General features: G+C 65.2%; 20 protein-coding genes. 12 read left to right on the top strand and 8 right to left on the bottom strand.

Going from position 1 to position 19,317, the window contains the following annotated elements:
* Position 1 precedes the first annotated feature (1 nt).
* Positions 2 to 562, top strand: a complete 561-nt coding sequence (locus ACTIEZ_RS02895; RefSeq protein WP_439545151.1) for a GNAT family N-acetyltransferase — start codon at positions 2 to 4, stop codon at positions 560 to 562.
* On the opposite strand, the gene ACTIEZ_RS02890 is transcribed toward ACTIEZ_RS02895, so the two are convergent.
* From ACTIEZ_RS02890 to ACTIEZ_RS02880, 3 genes are read right to left on the bottom strand one after another with little or no spacing between them, the layout of a single operon-like run.
* A complete protein-coding gene (locus ACTIEZ_RS02890) occupies positions 555 to 1,757 on the bottom strand; it encodes a pyridoxal phosphate-dependent aminotransferase (RefSeq protein ID WP_439545150.1) in 1,203 nt (400 codons plus the stop codon). The two genes, ACTIEZ_RS02895 and ACTIEZ_RS02890, sit on opposite strands and share 8 nt — an antisense overlap.
* Before the next feature lie 27 nt (positions 1,758 to 1,784).
* Positions 1,785 to 3,557: an aminodeoxychorismate synthase component I gene (gene pabB / locus ACTIEZ_RS02885; protein WP_439545149.1), complete on the bottom strand. Its 1,773-nt coding sequence runs from the start codon at positions 3,555 to 3,557 to the stop codon at positions 1,785 to 1,787.
* A gap of 43 nt (positions 3,558 to 3,600) precedes the next feature.
* Positions 3,601 to 4,518, bottom strand: a complete 918-nt coding sequence (locus tag ACTIEZ_RS02880; RefSeq protein WP_439545148.1) for an ATP-grasp domain-containing protein — start codon at positions 4,516 to 4,518, stop codon at positions 3,601 to 3,603.
* 230 nt (positions 4,519 to 4,748) lie between these two features.
* Between ACTIEZ_RS02880 and ccoN the strand changes: the two genes are divergently transcribed.
* From ccoN to ACTIEZ_RS02835, 9 genes are read left to right on the top strand one after another with little or no spacing between them, the layout of a single operon-like run.
* Entirely contained in the window at positions 4,749 to 6,371 is a 1,623-nt protein-coding gene (gene ccoN / locus ACTIEZ_RS02875) for a cytochrome-c oxidase, cbb3-type subunit I (protein WP_439545358.1), read from the top strand.
* Positions 6,372 to 6,396: 25 nt separating this feature from the next.
* The gene (gene ccoO, locus ACTIEZ_RS02870; protein ID WP_439545147.1) at positions 6,397 to 7,170 is read left to right on the top strand and encodes a cytochrome-c oxidase, cbb3-type subunit II; all 774 of its coding nucleotides are present in this window, start codon (positions 6,397 to 6,399) and stop codon (positions 7,168 to 7,170) included.
* On the top strand, positions 7,167 to 7,328 hold the full coding sequence (locus tag ACTIEZ_RS02865) for a cbb3-type cytochrome c oxidase subunit 3 (protein WP_439545146.1): 162 nt from the start codon (positions 7,167 to 7,169) through the stop codon (positions 7,326 to 7,328). The genes ccoO and ACTIEZ_RS02865 overlap by 4 nt, the downstream gene beginning before the upstream one ends.
* Positions 7,321 to 8,262, top strand: a complete 942-nt coding sequence (gene ccoP / locus ACTIEZ_RS02860; protein ID WP_439545145.1) for a cytochrome-c oxidase, cbb3-type subunit III — start codon at positions 7,321 to 7,323, stop codon at positions 8,260 to 8,262. The genes ACTIEZ_RS02865 and ccoP overlap by 8 nt, the downstream gene beginning before the upstream one ends.
* Positions 8,249 to 9,709 (top strand): cytochrome c oxidase accessory protein CcoG, encoded by a 1,461-nt coding sequence (ccoG, locus tag ACTIEZ_RS02855; RefSeq protein ID WP_439545144.1) that lies wholly within the window; start codon positions 8,249 to 8,251, stop codon positions 9,707 to 9,709. Before ccoP ends, ccoG begins: the two co-directional genes overlap by 14 nt.
* 11 nt (positions 9,710 to 9,720) lie before the next feature.
* Positions 9,721 to 10,170 (top strand): FixH family protein, encoded by a 450-nt coding sequence (locus ACTIEZ_RS02850; RefSeq protein WP_439545143.1) that lies wholly within the window; start codon positions 9,721 to 9,723, stop codon positions 10,168 to 10,170.
* Complete coding sequence (locus tag ACTIEZ_RS02845; protein ID WP_439545142.1) at positions 10,167 to 12,293, top strand: heavy metal translocating P-type ATPase; 2,127 nt, start codon at positions 10,167 to 10,169, stop codon at positions 12,291 to 12,293. Before ACTIEZ_RS02850 ends, ACTIEZ_RS02845 begins: the two co-directional genes overlap by 4 nt.
* Positions 12,290 to 12,466, top strand: a complete 177-nt coding sequence (gene ccoS, locus ACTIEZ_RS02840; protein WP_439545141.1) for a cbb3-type cytochrome oxidase assembly protein CcoS — start codon at positions 12,290 to 12,292, stop codon at positions 12,464 to 12,466. The genes ACTIEZ_RS02845 and ccoS overlap by 4 nt, the downstream gene beginning before the upstream one ends.
* Entirely contained in the window at positions 12,459 to 12,671 is a 213-nt protein-coding gene (locus ACTIEZ_RS02835) for a hypothetical protein (RefSeq protein ID WP_439545140.1), read from the top strand. The genes ccoS and ACTIEZ_RS02835 overlap by 8 nt, the downstream gene beginning before the upstream one ends.
* Here ACTIEZ_RS02835 and ACTIEZ_RS02830 read toward each other — a convergent pair.
* The 3 genes from ACTIEZ_RS02830 to ACTIEZ_RS02820 are packed head-to-tail and all read right to left on the bottom strand — an operon-like array spanning position 12,657 to position 15,339.
* Positions 12,657 to 13,298 carry a response regulator transcription factor gene (locus ACTIEZ_RS02830; RefSeq protein WP_439545139.1) on the bottom strand — a complete coding sequence of 214 codons (642 nt, stop codon included), beginning with the start codon at positions 13,296 to 13,298 and terminating at the stop codon, positions 12,657 to 12,659. The genes ACTIEZ_RS02835 and ACTIEZ_RS02830 overlap by 15 nt on opposite strands.
* The gene (locus tag ACTIEZ_RS02825) at positions 13,291 to 14,472 is read right to left on the bottom strand and encodes a sensor histidine kinase (protein ID WP_439545138.1); all 1,182 of its coding nucleotides are present in this window, start codon (positions 14,470 to 14,472) and stop codon (positions 13,291 to 13,293) included. The genes ACTIEZ_RS02830 and ACTIEZ_RS02825 overlap by 8 nt, the downstream gene beginning before the upstream one ends.
* 54 nt (positions 14,473 to 14,526) lie before the next feature.
* Entirely contained in the window at positions 14,527 to 15,339 is an 813-nt protein-coding gene (locus ACTIEZ_RS02820; RefSeq protein ID WP_439545137.1) for a universal stress protein, read from the bottom strand.
* A 145-nt stretch (positions 15,340 to 15,484) separates the two neighbouring features.
* On the opposite strand from ACTIEZ_RS02820, the gene pyrC reads away from it, so the two are divergent.
* Together pyrC and ACTIEZ_RS02810 are read left to right on the top strand one after the other, a co-directional pair.
* A complete protein-coding gene (gene pyrC / locus ACTIEZ_RS02815) occupies positions 15,485 to 16,522 on the top strand; it encodes a dihydroorotase (RefSeq protein WP_439545136.1) in 1,038 nt (345 codons plus the stop codon).
* Positions 16,515 to 17,336, top strand: a complete 822-nt coding sequence (locus ACTIEZ_RS02810) for a DUF6671 family protein (RefSeq protein ID WP_439545135.1) — start codon at positions 16,515 to 16,517, stop codon at positions 17,334 to 17,336. The genes pyrC and ACTIEZ_RS02810 overlap by 8 nt, the downstream gene beginning before the upstream one ends.
* Before the next feature lie 7 nt (positions 17,337 to 17,343).
* Here the strand turns inward: ACTIEZ_RS02810 and ACTIEZ_RS02805 are convergent, their stop codons facing one another.
* Together ACTIEZ_RS02805 and ACTIEZ_RS02800 are read right to left on the bottom strand one after the other, a co-directional pair.
* Positions 17,344 to 18,516 (bottom strand): acyl-CoA dehydrogenase family protein, encoded by a 1,173-nt coding sequence (locus ACTIEZ_RS02805; RefSeq protein WP_439545134.1) that lies wholly within the window; start codon positions 18,514 to 18,516, stop codon positions 17,344 to 17,346.
* Between the two features lie 9 nt (positions 18,517 to 18,525).
* Positions 18,526 to 19,203 carry a nitroreductase family protein gene (locus ACTIEZ_RS02800; RefSeq protein ID WP_439545133.1) on the bottom strand — a complete coding sequence of 226 codons (678 nt, stop codon included), beginning with the start codon at positions 19,201 to 19,203 and terminating at the stop codon, positions 18,526 to 18,528.
* Positions 19,204 to 19,317 lie beyond the last annotated feature (114 nt).

Genomic DNA, 19,317 nt, shown 5'->3' with positions numbered 1-19,317 from the left:
GATGGATCGCCAGCCAACCCTCGCCCATCCGCTCGTCGAGCTGCGACCGGCCACGGCCGCTGACTGGCCGGCGCTGTCTGCTGTCGCCAGCGATCCTGGCATCTGGGCCGGCCACCCCGCCAATGATCGCTGGCAGGAACCGGTGTTTCGCGGGTTTTTTGACGATGGCCTGGCCAGCGGCGGCATGCTGGTGGCAAGCGACCCGGCCACGGGCGCCATCATCGGATCTTCGCGTTTCGATTCCGGCCGCTGCGATCCGGGCGAGATCGAGATCGGCTGGACCTTTCTGGCACGCAGCCATTGGGGCGGGCGCACCAACACGGCGATGAAGGCGCTGATGGTTGGCCACGCGCTTGCCGATAGCGCGCGCGTGATGTTCATGATCGGTGAAACCAATATCCGCAGCCGCACCGCCATCGAACGCATTGGCGCCACGCTCACACCCCGCAGCATGAAGGTCGAATTGTCCACCGGGCCGATCGTGCATGTGATCTACACGATCGACCGGCCCGGCTTTGCCGCTGGCCCGCTCGCGCAATTGTGGGCGCAGCGCCTTAGCTGAGACTGTTGACCGCGCGCTGGATGCGCTTGCAGGCATCCTCCAGCAGCGCATCGGCGGTGGCATAGCTGATGCGGAAGGCCGGCGATCCGCCAAAGGCCGCGCCGTGCACCACGGCCACGCCTTCGGATTCCAGCAGCCAGGCCGCCACCGCTTCGTCATCCGTCAGCAGCGTGCCACCCGGCGTCGTCTTGCCGATCAGGCCGCTGCAATCGGGATAGACATAGAAGGCCCCTTCCGGCCGCGGACAAATCAGGCCGGGGGTCTGGTTCAGCATGCTGACCACCAGGTCGCGGCGGCGCTGAAAGGCGGCGTTGCGCTCGCTGAGAAAGCCCTGATCACCGTTCAGCGCGGCAACGGTTGCGGCCATGGAGACACTGCACGGGTTGGATGTGCTCTGTGATTGCAGCTTGGCCATCGCCTTGATGATCCACTGCGGCCCGCCGGCAAAACCGATGCGCCAGCCGGTCATCGCATAGGCCTTGGACGCGCCATTCACCGTCAACGTGCGCTCATACAGCCCCGGCTCGACGTCGGCGATGGTGCCGAAATCGAAGCCGTCATAGACGATATGCTCATACATGTCGTCGGCCAGCACCAGCACGTGGGGATGCCGCATCAGCACGTCGGCAAGCGCCTTGACTTCGTCGCGGGAATAGGCGGCACCGGTCGGGTTGCTCGGCGAATTGAAGATGAACCAGCGCGTGCGCGGCGTGATCGCGGCCTCCAGCTGCGCCGGCGTCAGCTTGAAGCCCTGCGCCACCCCGCAGGTGATCACCACGGGCGTCGCGCCGGTCAGCAGCACGATATCCGGGTAGCTCACCCAGTAAGGTGCCGGGATGATCACCTCGTCGCCGACATCCAGCGTCGCCAGCAACGCATTGAAGATGCTGTGCTTGCCCCCCGAATTGATGCTGATCTGATCGAGGCTGTAATCCAGATTATTGTCGCGCTTGAACTTGGCTTGCACCGCCGCCTTGCATTCGGGCGTGCCGTCCACGCCGGTATATTTGGTCTGCCCGGCGCGGATGGCGGCGATGGCGGCCTCCTTGACGAAATCCGGTGTGTCGAAATCCGGCTCACCGGCGCCCAGGCCGATGATGTCGCGCCCCTGCCGCTTCAATTCGGCAGCCTTGTTGGTCACCGCGATGGTGGGCGATGGCTGGATGCGGGTGATGGCGGCCGACAGGCGGTTCATGGGATGGTTCCTTTCGCGAAACTGGCCTTAAGGGCCAGATTGTTGCGGCGCAACCGGCGATGCCCGCAATCTGGCGGGGATCAGGCCGCGCAGGGCATTGCCGACGAAAAATCCGCCAGTCAGACTGGCGACGCTCAGGTCGGCGGCGGTCAACGCTGCCTCCCTTGCCTGCCCCTCCGCCAGCAACCGCGCACGCAGCACGCCAGGCAGCAGACCCAGCGTAGCGGGCGGCGTCAGCAGCATACCATCACGTGCAACGAACAGGCTGGTAAAGCTGCCCTCGGTCAACAAGCCATCCGGGCGCATGAAGATCACCTCCCCGGCCCCGCTGGCGCGCCTTGCGTCGTCGTAAAACGCCCGGTCGCTGGTCTTGTGGCACAGGCGCCAATCATCGCCAGCCACCGGCAACGGCACCAATGCCACCGGCAGCGGATCTTGGAGCGGGGCCGGCGGCGGCGCGCATGCGATCGCCCAAGCCCCTGATGGTGCCAGCAACAGTCGCAAGCGTCCCGTGTGGCCGGCCACAGCAGCGTGCAGCGAGTTTTCCAGCGCCATCCGATCAAACCGGTGGCCCAGATGTGCCGCACTTGCCGCCAGCCGATCCAGATGCCGGGCAAGATCAGGCAGCGCCCCATCCACCACCCGCATCGTTTCGATCAGATCGGGCGGGCCGCGGCGCTGCAGGAACGCCGCCTTGGCCAGGCATTCCGCCCATTCGGCATCAGCCACACTGTCGGCCACGATGCCGCTGCCCAACCCCAGGCGCGCCTTGTCTGCGCCCGCCGGCAACGCCAGCGTGCGGATGGCGACATTGAACAGCGCATCGCCATTGGCCGACACTGCGCCGATGGTGCCGCAATAGGCACCGCGCGGCTGCGGTTCCAGCGCTGCCAGTATCGCCATGCTGCGGATCTTGGGCGCGCCGGTCACCGATCCGCAGGGGAAGGTGGCCGCCAGCACATCGGCCGCCGTCACGCCCGGCCTGGCCGTGGCAGTGACCGTGGAGGTCATCTGCCACACCGTTGGATAGGCTTCGATCTCGAACAGGGACGGCACTTGCACGCCGCTGGCCACCCGCGACAGATCATTGCGGATCAGATCGGTGATCATCAGATTTTCGGCGCGATCCTTTTCGCTGTTCGCCAGGCCGGCGCGCTGCGCTGCGTCTTCCGCCGCATACCGCCCGCGCCGCGCCGTGCCCTTCATCGGCCGCGCCGTCAGTTGCCGGCCATCCAGGCGAAAGAACAGCTCCGGTGAGCAGGACAGCAGCCAGAGCTTGCCAGTGAACACCACCGCGCCATAGGGCGCAGCACTGCCGCCGCGCAGCCTTGCATAGAGGCTGAGCGGATGGCCATTGACCGGCACATCTGCCGGGAAGGTGAAATTGGCCTGATAAATATCACCAGCCGCGATCCAGGCCTGCAGTTGCGCCACTGCCGCACCATGGCGATCCGCATCCACTGCCGGCTGCAACGCACCGATGCTGGCTGGCCGCGCCACCCATTCGGCCAGCAAGGCGCCGGCATCGACCGGCGTTTCCTGTGCAAAGCGGCCCAGCCAGGCCAGCGGCTGCCCGTCCGGCGGAGCACGCTGCAGCGTCGCCAGGCGCGGCTCCAGCGCATGGCCAGCCTCGAACCCGATAAAGCCCGCCCAGGGGCCCGGCGCGGCGAGACGCGCGATGGCGTCGGCAACATCACAATGCCGCTCCACCACCAGTTCTTCGTTCAGGCCATGGAACAGCCGCGCCTGGCCCGCCGCCACATCATCAAGCAGCACGAAGGGCCGAACCGGATCAAGCACAGCAAGTGTCTAGAACAACAAGCCCTTTGCGGCAATCGGCGCTCTACCCGCCCATCCGGCTGATATGATGCCACAGCCGCTCGATCAGCCGATCATGCGGGTCCCAGCCCAGCACATCCATCGGATCGTCCACAAACGAAGACAGGCAGTTGATATCGAGAAACCGCACCGTGCCGCATTGATCGTCGATCAGGCAATCGATGGTGCAGCTTTCCATGCCGGCTTCCCGGGCCAGCACTTCGGCAGCGGCAATCAGATTGGGCGGTGGTTCAGCGCGCACGCGGCGGCGCGGCGCCCGAATCAAGCCGCGATCATCGTCGTGCACCAGGCTGAAAATCTCGTCGGCCACGGTATTGACGGCATAGAGATAGCGCCCGCCCAGGACCTCGATACGGGTGGTTACGCCACCACGCGGCCGCACCAGCGCCTGGCACAGCCACACGCCATTGGCCGAATAGGGCAACCGCCCGTCGAAAATCGCGTCTTGCAGGGCCGCTGCATCACCGAACCACGCCAACCCGGACCCGGCGCCACCGGTATCGGCGACCACCGCTACCGGAAAGCCGATGGCCCGCGCCGCCATCATCAGGCCGGCCGCATCATGCGCAACCCGGCTGGCCGGCGCTGCAAGGCCAAGCCGGTTGATCAGCGCCAGTTGCCTTGTCTTGCTGGCGTCCAGCGCCATCGCATCGACGCCGTTCAGCACCAGCGCCCCCTGCCCCTGCCAATGATCGAGCAGCGCCATCGTATAGCAGACCGGCGCATGCTGGCCCGGCACCCGTGGGCCCGCGCTCATCGCGACACGATTGAACACCACTGGCGCGGGCGGCTGGCCACCGATCGGATCAAACCCATGGCCATCAGCGTGCACTGCAACATAATCGATGCCAGCCTTTTCGAGCGCGGCAAACAGCGGCTGAAACCAGCGCGGATGTTCGTAAACGATGGCAAGCTGATGCATCGGCATGTGTCTCGTGACCCCCGGGCCGCCAGTATTGCGGCTTATACTCGTCCTGCCAACGTTTCTACCGACACAGGCTGCGCACACTATCTCCGGTGCATTACCTAATAGGGCAACCCCGTATTTCCGCGATGCAGCATCCGGCCCCACACAGCCACAGAGCAACGATATGAAAAGGGGCATTTCCGATGCCGGCAACGCTGGTAAAAACGGGCAGTCTGTTTGCTGCCATGGTCATCGCCCTGATGGGTCTGGCCGCAGCGCAAGATACGGCCTTTGCCGTGCACATGGGCATAATGGCGCTCGCTGCGTTGATCGCAGCGCTGGCGGTGCTGTCCAGCGCCGATGTGACCGAACGATTGCGCACGGATCACAGCGTCTATGACGATGAACCGATCCGCTGGGGTGTGATCGCCACCACCTTCTGGGGTGTGGTCGGCCTGCTCGCCGGCTTGTATATCGCGCTGCAGCTCGCCTATCCGGTGCTCAATTTCAGTTCCGAATATACGACCTTTGGCCGGCTGCGGCCGCTGCACACGTCGGCGGTGATCTTCGCCTTCGGCGGCAACGCCCTGATCGCCACCAGTTTCTATGTCGTGCAGCGCACCTGCCGGGCGCGGTTGGCCTTCCCCAGCCTCGCCCGCTTCGTATTCTGGGGCTATCAATTGTTCATCGTGCTGGCCGCCACCGGCTATCTGATGGGCGTTACCGAAGCCCGCGAATATGCCGAGCCGGAATGGTATGTCGATATCTGGCTGACCATCGTCTGGGTGTCGTATCTGCTGGTGTTCGGCGCCACCATCCTGCGCCGCAACGAACCGCATATCTATGTCGCCAACTGGTTCTACCTGGCGTTCATCATCACCGTGGCCATGCTGCACCTGGTCAACAATCTGTCGATGCCGGTCAGCCTGACCGGATCAAAGAGCTACGCCTTGTTCTCGGGCGTGCAGGATGCACTGACGCAATGGTGGTATGGCCACAACGCGGTGGGCTTCTTCCTTACCGCCGGCTTCCTGGCCATGATGTATTATTTCGTGCCGAAACAGGCCGAACGGCCGGTTTATTCCTATCGCCTGTCGATCATCCATTTCTGGTCGCTGATCTTCCTCTATATCTGGGCTGGCCCGCACCATCTGCATTACACGGCGCTGCCCGATTGGGCGCAGAGCCTGGGCATGGTGTTTTCCATCATGCTGTGGATGCCGTCATGGGGCGGCATGATCAACGGCCTGATGACGCTGAACGGCGCCTGGGACAAGATCCGCACCGATCCGATCATCCGCATGATGGTGCTGGCACTGGCCTTCTACGGCATGAGCACCTTCGAAGGCCCGATGATGTCGATCAAGTCGGTCAACAGCCTGTCTCACTATACGGACTGGACGATCGGCCATGTGCATTCGGGTGCGCTCGGCTGGAACGGCATGATCACCTTCGCCTGCATGTATTACATGGCGCCGCGCCTTTGGAACCGTGAACGCCTGTACAGCCTGCGCCTGATCAATTGGCACTTCTGGCTGGCGACGGGTGGGATCGTTTTCTACACCGCTTCGATGTGGGTGGCCGGTATCACCCAGGGCCTGATGTGGCGCGAATATGGTGCCGACGGCTATCTGGTGAACAGTTTTGCCGAAACCATCGCCGCCATCCACCCGATGTACGTGCTGCGGGCGCTGGGCGGCGTGATGTACCTCACCGGTGCGCTGGTGTTCGCCTGGAACATCGCGATGACCATCGCCGGGCGCCTGCGGGTCGAAAAACCGATGACCGAAACGCCGTACAATGCCGCTGCCGATCGGCCGCTGCCAGCCCGCGCGCCGTCAGGCCCGGCCCTGCAGCCCGCCGAATAACCGCACCTGAACCGGAGCAAGACCCATGGCTACCAAGCCTGACAAAGCGCCCGCCCCTGAATTGCCGACCCACAAGGGCTTTTCGCACCGCACCATCGAACGCAACGTCACCCTGCTCGGCGTGCTTTCGCTGATCACTGTCGCCATCGGTGGCATCGTCGAAATCGCGCCGCTGTTCTGGGTCGACAGCACCGTGGAGAAGGTGGAGGGCATGCGCCCCTACACGCCGCTGGAGCTGGCCGGACGCAACATCTACATGCGCGAAGGCTGTTATCTGTGCCACAGCCAGATGGTGCGCCCGTTCAAGGACGAGGTGGAACGCTATGGCCACTACAGCCTGGCGGCCGAGAGCATGTATGATCACCCGTTCCAGTGGGGATCAAAACGCACCGGGCCAGATCTGGCCCGCGTTGGTGGCCGCTATTCCGACGAATGGCACCGTGAACATCTGCGCGATCCGCGCAGCGTCGTGCCGGAATCGATCATGCCGCCCTATGCCTTTCTGGCCGAAAAGCCGCTGAACGCTGGCGACATGCGCGCCCACCTCACGGCGCTGCGCCGGGTGGGCGTGCCTTATACCGATGCCGACATTGCACGCGCCAATGATGATCTGGTGCTGCAGGCCACCGCCGATGCCGATGCCAGCGAAATGCAGACGCGCTACCCCAAATCCCAGTCGCGCGATTATGATGGCGATCCGGCGATGGTGTCGGAAATGGATGCGCTGATCGCCTATCTTCAGATGCTTGGCACGCTCGTCGACTTCAAGGCCGCCGAAGCCCAGGAGCAGCCGAAATGAGCGATTATGAAATCCTGCGCCATTTCGCCGACAGTTGGGGCCTGGTGTTCATGACGCTGGTCTTCCTTGGCCTCGTTGGCTGGACCTTCCGCCCCGGCGCCCGCCGCCATCTCGACGACGCCGCCAACAGCATCTTCCGGAGTGACAGCGATGACTGATCACAAATCTGATCCGAACCGGGTGGACGAAGCCACCGGCACCCATCTGGTCGGCCATGAATGGGATGGTATCGAGGAACTCGATACGCCGCTGCCGCGCTGGTGGGTCTATATCTTCGTCGCCTGCGTGGTGTTCGCGGCAGGTTATGTGGTTGTTTATCCCTCCTTCCCGGATACGGCGGGCACGTCAGGCTGGTCGAGCCGCGGTGATCTGGATCAGATGCTGAAGGCCGAAACCGCCGCCCGTGCCCCGAAACTCAATGCCGTGGCAGCCACACCCATCGAGGCCCTGGCCGAGAATCCGCAACTGATGCGCATCGCCATCGAAGGCGGGCGTGCGGCCTTCAAGGTCAATTGCGTGCAGTGCCATGGCGCCGGCGCGGCGGGTTCCAAGGGCTACCCCAATCTGAATGACGATGACTGGCTGTGGGGCGGCGACATCGCTTCGATCCAGACCACGTTGATCCACGGCATCCGCAGCCCCGGCGTGGATGAAACCCGCTTCAGCCAGATGCCGGCCTTTGCCGACATCCTGACGAAGGCCCAGATTGATCAGGTCGTCAGCCACGTCCGCGTGATCTCCGGTCAGGATCAGCCCAGCCGGGCAGCCACCGCGGGCGCAGCGCTTTATGCGGAAAACTGCGCGAGCTGCCACGGTGACGCCGGCAAGGGCAATCGCGAAATGGGCGCACCCAATCTCACCGACGCGATCTGGCTTTATGGCGGCGACCGCGCCAGCCTGACCCAGACGATCGCCAAGGCACGTTATGGCGTGATGCCACATTGGTCGAACCGGCTCGATGCCGTGACGATCAAGATGCTGGCGGCCTATGTGCATTCGCTGGGTGGCGGCGAGGCAAATCCAGCGTCGATCGACGCTGCTGCGCCCGAAACAGCCGCAGCCGCAACCGGCGAGACCGATGTCCGCTCTTGATTTCATCAATCCGAACAGCGGCCTGTACAAGAAAAGGGACCCTGTCTTCCCGCGGGTTATCAACGGGCGTTTTCGCCGGCTGAAATGGCTGGTGATGCTGCTCTGCTTGGCGGTCTACTACATCACGCCGTGGATTCGCTGGGATCGTGGCCAATATGCGCCGGACCAGGCGGTGCTGATCGACATGGCCAACCGGCGTTTCTACATGTTCGATATCGAGATCTGGCCGCAGGAATTTTACTATATCGCTGGCCTCTTGATCATGGCGGGCATTGGCCTGTTTCTCGTCACCTCTGCCGTTGGCCGCGCCTGGTGCGGTTTTGCCTGCCCGCAAACCGTGTGGACCGATCTGTACCAGCATGTCGAACGCTGGATCGACGGTGACCGCAACGCGCAGATCAAGATGAACAATGCGCCGTGGACCGCCAGCAAGCTGGGCCGCAGGCTGAGCAAATGGAGCATCTGGCTGTTGATCGCGCTGGCCACTGGCGGCGCCTGGATTTTCTATTTTGCCGACGCGCCAACGCTGGCCGCCCAATTCGCTGCCGGCGACGCGCCCTTCGTCGCCTATGCCACCGTCGGCGTGCTCACCTTCACCACCTTTGCGCTGGGCGGTTTCATGCGCGAACAGGTCTGCATCTACATGTGCCCGTGGCCGCGCATCCAGACGGCGATGCTCGATGAAAAATCGCTGATCGTCACCTATCGCGACTGGCGCGGCGAACCGCGCACGCAAGGGGTGAAAAAGGCGGCAACAGCCGGCGGCAAGGTGGGCGACTGCATCGATTGCAACGCCTGCGTGGCGGTGTGCCCGACTGGGGTCGATATCCGCCAGGGCCCGCAACTGGGCTGCATCAACTGCGGCCTGTGCGTCGATGCCTGCGACGAGGTGATGACCAAGCTCAATCGCCCGCGCGGCCTCATCGATTTCCTGAACCTCGATGATCAGGCCAATGAACGCGCCGGCGCCAAGCCGGTGCCGGTGCTGAAAACCCTGCTGCGCCCGCGTACGCTGATCTACTTTGCCGTGTGGGGCAGCATCGGCCTGTTCATGCTGTTCACGCTGGGCGAGCGCGCCCGGCTGGCCATCGACAGTGCGCAGGATCGCAATCCGATGGTGGTCACCATGTCGGACGGCCAGGTCCGCAATGGCTGGACATTGAAACTGCGCAACATGCAGGGCCGCCCGCGTACCGTGGCGTTGACCATGGCCGGCCTGCCCGACGGCCGGTTGTGGACCGACGCCATGGACCGCCGCGACGCCGCGCGCAGCGTGACTCTGCAACTGGCGCCCGATGCCACCACCAAGGTGCATCTCTATGTGGTCGCACCGCGTGGGCCCGCCGGCGAAACGCCGTTCACGCTGGTCGCCAAACCGCTGGATGAAGTGGCCGGCAGCCGCGACGCCCGCGGCGCTGCCCGCAACCTCAAATTCGTGCGCCAATAAGGACAAAGATCATGGCCCCCGCCAAACCCGCCTTCACCGGTCGCATGTTCGCCGCCATCATCGTCGCCTTTTTCGGCGTGGTCGTGGCGGTGAATATCACCATGGCGCGGCTGGCCAGCAGCACGTTCGGCGGCACGGTGGTCGACAACAGCTATGTCGCCAGCCAGAAATTCAATGGCTGGCTGGCACAGGCCCGCGCGCAGGATCGGCTGGGCTGGGCGACGCCGCTCAGCCTCGATGCCAGCCGCCACGTGCTGATCGGCGTGCCGGGTGCAGGTTTCGTCGCCACCGGCACCGCCCATCACCCGCTCGGCCGCGCGGCCGATGTGCCGATGGTCTTCCGCGCCGACGGCGAAGGCCGCTTGCGTTCCAGCGCCGCCCTGCCCGCCGGCCGTTGGCAGGTGAAGCTGGAAATCAGGTCGGGCAGCGACACCAAGCGCCTGACCGAAACTCTGTCATGAACCAGGCTGTCAGCCCGCGCGCCTTCGAAACGGCACAGGCCAGCAGCCGCTTTGCGGTGCCCGGCATGCGCTGCGCCGGCTGCATCGCCAAGCTGGAGGTCGGCCTGGCCGCCATGCCCGGCGTCAGCGCCGCCCGCGTCAATTTCACCGCCCGGCAGGTCTTGGTCAGCCATGATGCGGATGTGGACGCGCCCGAGCTGGTGAAGGCCTTTGCCGGGCTCGGCTTCGAAGCCAGCGCCATCCACGATGCGCTGGGCGTACCCGACAGCGAAGCACGCGCGCTGGTCAAGGCGCTGGCCGTGGCCGGCTTTGCCGCGATGAACATCATGCTGCTGTCAGTCTCGATATGGTCGGGCGCCGGCGGAGTCACCCGCGATCTCTTCCATCTCTTGTCGGCACTGATTGCGGTGCCGACCATCGCCTATGCCGGCCAGCCCTTCTATCGCTCGGCATGGCGCGCGCTGCGGGCCGGGCACACCAACATGGATGTACCGATCTCGATCGGCGTCACGCTGGCGACCGCGCTGTCGCTGTACGAAACCCTCAATCACGGCGCTCACGCCTATTTCGACAGCGCCGTCATGCTGCTGTTCTTCCTGCTCGCCGGCCGCTGGCTGGATGCGGTGATGCGCGATCGTGCCCGTGATGGCGTGTCGGCGCTGCTGAAGAATCTGGCTGCCGGCGCGCTGGTGATTGCCGAGGATGGCAGTAGCAAGTGGCACAAGGCCGACGATCTGCGCGCCGGCATGACCATGTTGGTTGCCAGCGGCGAGCGGCTGGCCGCCGATGGCGTGATCGTGACCGGGCGCAGCCATTTCGACCAGTCGCTGATCACTGGCGAAGCCATGCCGGTTACGATCGGCCCTGGCGGGCGGGTGCTGGCCGGCACGCTGAACAGCGGCAATGCCGTGCACGTCACCGTCACCGCTGCCGGCGCCGATACCGGCATCGCCGATATCGCCCGGCTGATGCAGGATGCCACGCAAGGCCGATCCCGCTATGTGCGCATCGCCGATCGCGCCGCGCGGCTCTATGCGCCGGCCGTGCATGCCCTGGCCCTGCTGTCGTTCGCCGGCTGGATGCTGGCCGGCGCTGGCTGGCATGACAGTCTGCTGATCGCCGTGGCCGTGCTGATCATCACCTGCCCCTGCGCGCTGGGCCTCGCCGTGCCGGCCGCGCAGATCGTCGCCAGCGGTGCCCTGATGCGCGCCGGTGTGCTGGTGAAGGACGGCAGTGCGCTGGAACGCCTGGCCGAAGCCGATGCCGCCGTGTTCGACAAGACCGGCACGCTCACGCTGGGTATGCCGCGACCGGTCGACCTCACGGGTCTCGACCCGGACGCCGCCGGCGTCGCGCTGGCGCTGGCGCAGTGCAGCCGCCACCCGCTGTCCGAAGCACTGCGCACCGTACTGGTCGCTGCCGGCACGCTGCCGCAGCGGGTCACGCTGATCAGCGAAACCCCGGGCGAAGGCCTGTCTGGCCAATGGCTGGGCCATATAGTCAAGCTGGGTCGGCCAATCGCGGATGTGGGCGGCCTGATGGCAACCGCGCTGAAGATTGGCGATGCACCGGAACAGATCATCCACTTCCTTGATCCACTGCGGCCGCAGGCGGCGCAGACCATAGCCGAACTGGGCCAGCTTGGCCTCTCGTCGCGCATCCTGTCCGGCGACAGTGCCGGCCCGGTGGCCGCCGTCGCCGCCGAAATGGGCATCGCAGGCGAGGGCAGCCTCGATCCCGCCGCCAAGCTGGCGCGAATCAAGGCGCTCACCAGCGCCGGCACCCGCGTGCTGATGGTTGGTGATGGACTGAACGACGGCCCGGCACTCGCTGCCGGCCATGTCTCGATGGCGCCGGCGTCGGCCGCCGATGCCAGCCAGAATGCGGCCGATGCGGTGTTCCTGGGCAACAGCCTGGCGCCCGTCGCCATCGCCATCCGGGCCGCACGCGCCACGCAGCGCGTTGTCCGGCAGAATTTCGCCCTCGCCATCGGTTATAATGTTATTGCCGTGCCGCTGGCCATCGCCGGGCTGGTAACGCCCTTGATTGCCGCACTCGCCATGTCCGGATCGTCGATCATCGTCGTCGCCAACGCGCTGCGCCTGCGGGGCGCCGCCCGATGAACGGCATCCTCGTCTTGATCCCGGTGGCACTCGGCCTCGGCCTGCTTGGCCTGTTCGCCTTCTTCTGGGCGGTCGGGCGCGGCCAGTTCGACGATCTCGATGGCGCCGCGCTGCGCATCTTCATCGATGACGAGGGCGACACCCGTACGCCGGAGGCCCGGGACGATGATTGAACGGTTGCGCGCCGAACCGTTCGCCGCTCTGCCGGCGCTGATCGCGCTGGCAGTGGCCGGCCTCAGCCTGCCGGCGCGTGCCGAAGCCCGTTTCATGGCGTCATGCAGCGGCGGACAGATTCCAGCCCCGACGCGCGATTGCGAAACAGCCTGTCACGCCGCCTGCAACCGCCCCAAAAAGCCCGGCAGTTCAGGCCGGCTCTGATCGCGGTGTGTTGGCCAGTTCGTTGACGCGCGCGGTAAAAGCGATCTTCAACGCATCCGACAGGCTGTTCACCGCCAGTTTGGACATCAGATTGGCGCGGTGAATTTCCACCGTGCGCGGGCTGATGCCCAGATCATAGGCAATCACCTTGTTCGATTGCCCTTCCACCAGGCCATTCAGCACATCGCGTTCGCGCGGGGTCAATCCGTTCAACTGCGCGCGCGCCTGCTCCGCCAACTGGTCAAGCGCTGCCCGGCCCTGGTTGCGCAACTGTGCCTGATCGAGCGCCGTCAGCAGCGCCGCCTTCTCGAACGGCTTTTCCAGAAAATCCACCGCGCCAGCCTTCATGGCGCGCACTGCAAGGCCCACGTCGCCATGGCCGGTGATGATGATCACCGGCAACACAATGCCGCGCCCTTTCAGGGCCTCCTGAACCGCCAGCCCGTCCATGCCGCCGAGCCGCACATCCAGCAGCACACAACCCGGCGCCAGCCCGGCCGCGACCTTCAAAAACGCTTCCCCGGAATCAAACGCCTCAACCTCGTAACCAGAGGTTTTCAGCATGAAGCCGACCGAACGCCGCACTGCGCCTTCGTCGTCCACCAGATAGACGCGTGTCTCAGCCATCCTGCGGCTCCTCCGTGATTTCGGCGGCAAATTCCAGCGTGAAATGAAAGGCGGTGCCGCCAAATTCCGATGGCTCGGCCCAGATGCGGCCGCCATGCGCCTCCACGATGGTGCGGCTGATCGACAGGCCCAGGCCCATGCCCTTTTCCTTTGAGGTGTTGAACGGTTGGAACAGCACGGCGGCCACCTCCGGCGCCAGGCCCGGCCCGCTGTCGGATACCGTCACCTCCACCATGCCGCGCGTGCCGGGCCGGCTGCGCACTTCCAGGATCTGGCGGGGGGATCGCTGCATGGCTTCCACGGCATTGCGGATCAGGTTGAGCAGCACCTGCTGGATCTGGATGCGATCAACCAGCACCTTGTCCACCGCCGGATCCAGGCGGATTTCGAAATCGATGCCACTGGGGCCGGTGCCGGTCAACGCCAGCGCCGCCGCCTCTGTCACCAGCCGGCGCAGCCGCTCCACCCGGCGCTCGCTTTCACCGCGGCTGATGAATTCACGCAGCCGACGCACGATCTGCCCGGCCCGCAGCGCCTGTTCGCTGGCATCGGCGAGCGCCTCCCGCACCATGGCGATATTTTCTTCCGGCGGCATGCCATCCTCGCCCAACAGGGTGCGCGCGCCTTCGGCATAGCTGGAAATGGCGGTGAGCGGCTGGTTCAATTCATGCGCCAGCGCATTGGCCAGGCTGCCCATCGCCGATACCCGGCTGATATGTGAAAGTTCGGCCTGCAGGTCGGCCAGCCGGCGTTCGGCGCGCTGCATCTCGGTCAGATCGCGGATGAAGCCGGTGAACAACCGGCCGTGCTCACCCAGCACCTCCCCCACCGCCAGTTCGATCGGGAACGTGCTGCCATCGCGGCGGCGGGCATTGGTCACCCGGCCGATGCCGATCACATGCGCTTCGCCGGTTTCCATGTAATGGCGCATGTAATCATCATGGCGATCCCGGTCGGGATTGGGCATCAGCCCGCGCACATTCTGCCCAATGGCCTCCCCCGCATCATAACCGAACATGCGGGACGCGGCGTCGCTAAAGAGCAGGATGGTGCCGGCTTCATCGATGACGATCATGGCATCCGGCACAGTGGCCAGGATGGTGCGTTGCAACGCATCGCTGGTGTTGAGCAGCGCCATCGGCTGCGCCGTCTGGTTGTTGATAAAGGGACACATCGCACGGACTGTGCAGCAAATGTCCGCAATTTCAACGCTGGAATCGCATGGCGCTCAATGCGCCATCAGGATCGGCACAGTGGTGGTGGCGATCAATTCGCGCGTCACCCCGCCCAGCACGGTTTCGCGCAGCCGGCTATGGCCATAAGCGCCCATCACCAGATAGGTTGCCGATAATTCCGCAGCGGCATGCAGCAGCGCCACCGACACCCGCCGACCCTTGGCGGGCCATTCGTGCACATCCGCCGAAATATCGTGGCGCGACAGCCACAATGCGGCCTCGCGGGCCGACAGGCGCGGCTCATCGTCGCTCACTTCCACGATGTGCACGGCGCTGGCCAGTTTCAGCAGCGGCAGCGCCAGGCGCAGCGCGTGTGCCGCCTCCGCCGAACCATTCCACGCCACCACCACCGGCGCATTCAGCGCCAGGCGATCAACGCCCTGCGGCACCACCAGCACCGGGCAGCGCGTGTACATCACCACATCACCGACGATGGCCAGCGGCTGGCGGGTCAGGCGGCGCGCCGGATTTGCCGGTTGGCTCAGCACCACCAGATCGGCCAGCATCGCCTGATCGATCAGGCCTTCCACCACATTCCCATCGGACCCATGCCATTCCCACGGCACATCGCCGCGGCGCAACCGGGCTTCAGTGGCGATGCGCAGGGCCTTGTCGGAACTGTGGATGGTGTCGATCAATGCCGCCATGCCGAACAGCCCGCCATAGGGGTCGCTGGCATAGGTTTCCATCGGCGTCACCTGCACGCAGGCCAGATGCCCGCCGATCTGCTCCGCCAGGTGGACCGCGACGCCCAGGCGATTGGCCTGTTCGTCATCGTCATGGATGTGGAGCAGTATGTTCTTCATCGTTCATGCACCCACCCGGACAGCCATCACCGATAGTCCCGCATTTATCGCCCGGTTGCCGGTGGCAATTCTTTACGCATGAATACCATAAGGGTTTTGCCGGAGGGGCTTTGCGCCGCACCTGCAAGCCTGTATCGCCAGAGTCATGACCGATACGCTCCGCCTGCGCCGCCCCGATGATTGGCATGTCCACCTGCGCGATGGCGCCATGCTGGCCGCCGTGGCCGATGCCACCGCCCGCCAGTTCGCCCGCGCCATCGTGATGCCGAACCTCAAGCCGCCAGTGACCACGGTCGCCGCAGCGGCCGCCTATCGGGATCGCATCCGCGCCGCAGTATCGCCTGGGCTGAATTTCGAACCGCTGATGACCTGCTACCTCGTCGACGGCATCGATCCCGACGAACTGGTGCGCGGGCACGGCGAAGGCGTGTTCACCGCTGCCAAGCTGTATCCGGCCCACGCCACCACCAACAGCGCGCACGGCGTTACCGATGTGCGCCACATCCACGCCGCGCTGGAAGCCATGCAGCGCATCGGCATGCCGCTGCTGATCCACGGCGAGGTGACGGATCACACGGTGGACGTTTTCGACCGGGAGGCTGCCTTCATCGATCGCGTGCTGAACGGCGTCGTCCGCGATTTCCCGGAATTGAGAATCGTGTTCGAGCATATCACCACGAAAGACGCCGTCGACTTCGTGGCGGAAGCCGGGCCCAATATTGCGGCAACCATCACCCCGCACCATCTCGCCATCAACCGCAACGCCATGTTCGATGGCGGCATGCGCCCACATTTCTATTGCCTGCCCGTCGCCAAGCGCGAGCTTCACCGCCTCGCCCTGCGCGCCGCCGCCACCAGCGGAAATCCCAAATTCTTCCTCGGCACCGACAGCGCACCGCATGGCATCGAAGCCAAGGAAAGCGATTGCGGCTGCGCTGGCATCTACAATGCCCCGTTTGCCATCGAATCCTATGCCAGGACGTTCGAGGAAGAGGGCGCGCTCGACCGACTGGAAGGCTTTGCCAGCGAGTATGGCCCGGCATTTTACCGTCTGCCGTTGAACGCCGATGTCATCACCCTGGAGCGGGTACCCACCCCGGTCCCCGCCCGCCTGGCCGCTGCCGGCACCGAAATCGTGCCCTTTCACGCCGGCGAAACCCTGGCGTGGCGTTTCCTTGGCTGATCATCCGTACCGCGGCGTTCAGGTTGCCCTGGCCACGCAGCACGGCAAGGAACGGGCGCTGGCTCCCCCGCTGGCCCGGCGGCCCGGGCTGATCATAGTGCCGCTCGCCATCGATACCGATGCCTTCGGCACCTTCACGGGCAGCGTCACCCGAACCGGAACGGCTGCAGAGGTCGCGCTGGCCAAGGCGCGGGCCGGGATGGCCGCGTCCGGGCTGTCATTGGGATTGGCCAGCGAAGGCAGTTTCGGCCCGCACCCCTGGCTGCCGTTCGGCGCGGGCGGCGTGGAAACATTGGCCTTCATCGATGCCTTGCGCAGGAACGAACTCACCCTGTCTGCCGTGTCACGCCGCACCAATTATGCCTGGCATGATGTGGCGGCCAACGCCAATCCCGCGCCATTCCTGCGCCGGATCGGTTTCCCCGCCCATGCGCTGGTGGTGCGCGATGGCGACGGCGGAGTACTGGCCAGCGGCGTGCAGGATGAAGCCACGCTCGCCCGTCTGGCAATTCCGGGCACTAGATTGGAAACCGACATGCGCGCCCACCTGAACCCCACACGCATGGCGGCGATCCGCGCGCTTGCGGGCCAACTGGCGGCCCGGCTGGCAACATTCTGCCCGGCGTGCGGCTGCCCGGGATTCGGGATGGTGGATGTGGCGCGCGGCCTGCCCTGCGCGTCCTGCGGCAGCGCCACGCAAGGCGTGCAGACAATCATCGACGGCTGCAACGCCTGCGGGTTTCAGGCATCCCGGCCGCGGCCGGACGGACTGACCGCCGCGAACCCGGCAAGCTGCGATTGGTGCAATCCCTGAGGCGCCCTCACCCCAGCCCCATCTGCCTTCCCGCCAGATCGAGCATGATTTCTTCCGATCCGCCGCCGATCGCGTTCACCCGCACCTCGCGATAGATGCGCTCGATCTTGCTGCCGGTGATATAGCTGGCGCCGCCCAGCACCTGCGCGGCCTCGCGCACCACTTGCTCCAGCATCCGCGTCGCCTGCACCTTCAACATCGCATAGTCCGCCGGCACCCCGATGCCCTTGGTGTGCTGCCACGCGCACAGATCGACCCAGGCCTGGGTGGTGGCAATCTGCCGGGCGCAATCGGCCAGCTTGATGCGGATGGATTGATGCGCCGCCAGCCGCTTGCCGAAGGTTTCGCGTTGCATCGCCCAGTCCATCGCCTCTTTCAGCGCCACGCGCGCCATTGCGCAGCAGCCATGCGCCATGCCCAGCCGCTCACTGTTGAAATTGCGCATGATGCCGGGAAAGCCGGCATTTTCCGGCCCGATCATGTTTTCCGGCGGAACCTCGACATTGTCGAAATACACCGCTGCGGTGTCCGAACAGCGCCAGCCCATCTTGTCGAGCCTTGTGCGCGACACGCCGGGCCGATCCGTTTCGATCAGCATCAGCGAAATGCCGCCCATGCCCGCCCCGCCGGTGCGCACCGCCACGGTCATGTAATCGGCGCGCATGCCGCTGGTGATGAACATCTTCTGCCCGTTCACCACATATTTGTTGCCCTGTTTCTCGGCACGGGTCTGCAACCGCGCCACATCCGATCCGCCCGACGGCTCGGTGATCGCCAGGCTGATGATCTTCTCACCGGCCAGCACTTCGGGCGCAATCCGCCGCTTCATCTCCTCGCTGCCCAGCGCCAGGATCGGCGGCAGGCCGATGCCGTGCGTCATCAGGCTGGCGCCCAGCCCACCGGCCCCGGCGGCGGCCAGCTCCTCCGATTGCGCCAGGCCGTGAAACACATCGAAGCCTTCGCTGTGCCCGCCATATTCTTCCGGATAATTCAGCCCCAAGATGCCCGCCGCTGCGGCCTTCCTGTGCAGTTCGCGTGGCAACTCGCCGTCGGCCTCCCACTGGTCGATATGGGGCAGCACTTCGGCGGCCATGAACTTGCGCACGCTCATCGCCACCGCTTCGTGGCTGTCGTTGTAATAGGGCGAACGCGTGCGCCACTCATCAAAGCTGATCGTCATGACAATACCTCACAGGAAACTGGCAATGGCATCGAGCGGCTTCTTCACCAGCGCGTGCACGGGGATGGTCGCGGTATCGGCCGGATAGCCGACCACCAGCAGCAGGAACGGCTTTTCGTCCGCCGGCCGGCCACACAGGCGGTTCAGAAACTGCATCGGATTGGGCGTGTGGGTCAGCGTCGCCAGCCCGGCCTGGTGCAGGGCGGTGATCAACATGCCGGCGGCGATGCCCACCGATTCATGGATGTAGTAATTTTTCGCGCGATCGCCTGCATTTGGCCCGCCGCGGCGCTGGGCAAAGACGGCGATCAGCCACGGCGCGATAGCCAGATAAGGCTTCGAGGCGTCGGTGCCGAGCGGCGCCAGCGCATTCAGCCAGTCGTCACCCGCCTTGCCCTCATCATAAAAACCGCGCTCCTCGGCCTCGGCGGCGGCGCGGATTTCGGCCTTCAAGGCTGGCGACGAAATGGCGGCGAAATGCCAGGGCTGGTGATTGGCGCCGCTGGGCGCGGTGCCGGCCGTGCGGATGCAATCGGCGATGATCGCCTGTGGCACCGGTGTGTCTGCAAAATCGCGGCAACTGTGGCGCCGCGCCATCAAGGCCTGAAAGCTGGATGCCCGCGCCAACATCTCGGCCGCCGGCAGCGGCACGAAATCGCGGAATGGCACATGATCATGCGGCTTCATGCCAAGCTTCTCCCGCCATCACTATGCTGCGGGCGGGCGATGGCCGCCAGCCTGTCGCAAATTGCGGGGGGCCTTGCGCCCGGGCTTGCCAGCCCGCGCTGCGGGGCCGAAGAT

The sequence above is a fragment of the Sandarakinorhabdus sp. genome (assembly GCF_051860625.1).
Taxonomy (GTDB): domain Bacteria; phylum Pseudomonadota; class Alphaproteobacteria; order Sphingomonadales; family Sphingomonadaceae; genus Sandarakinorhabdus.
Note: the sequence above shows the minus strand (reverse complement) of the source record. Positions and strands in the feature narration are given on the sequence as shown.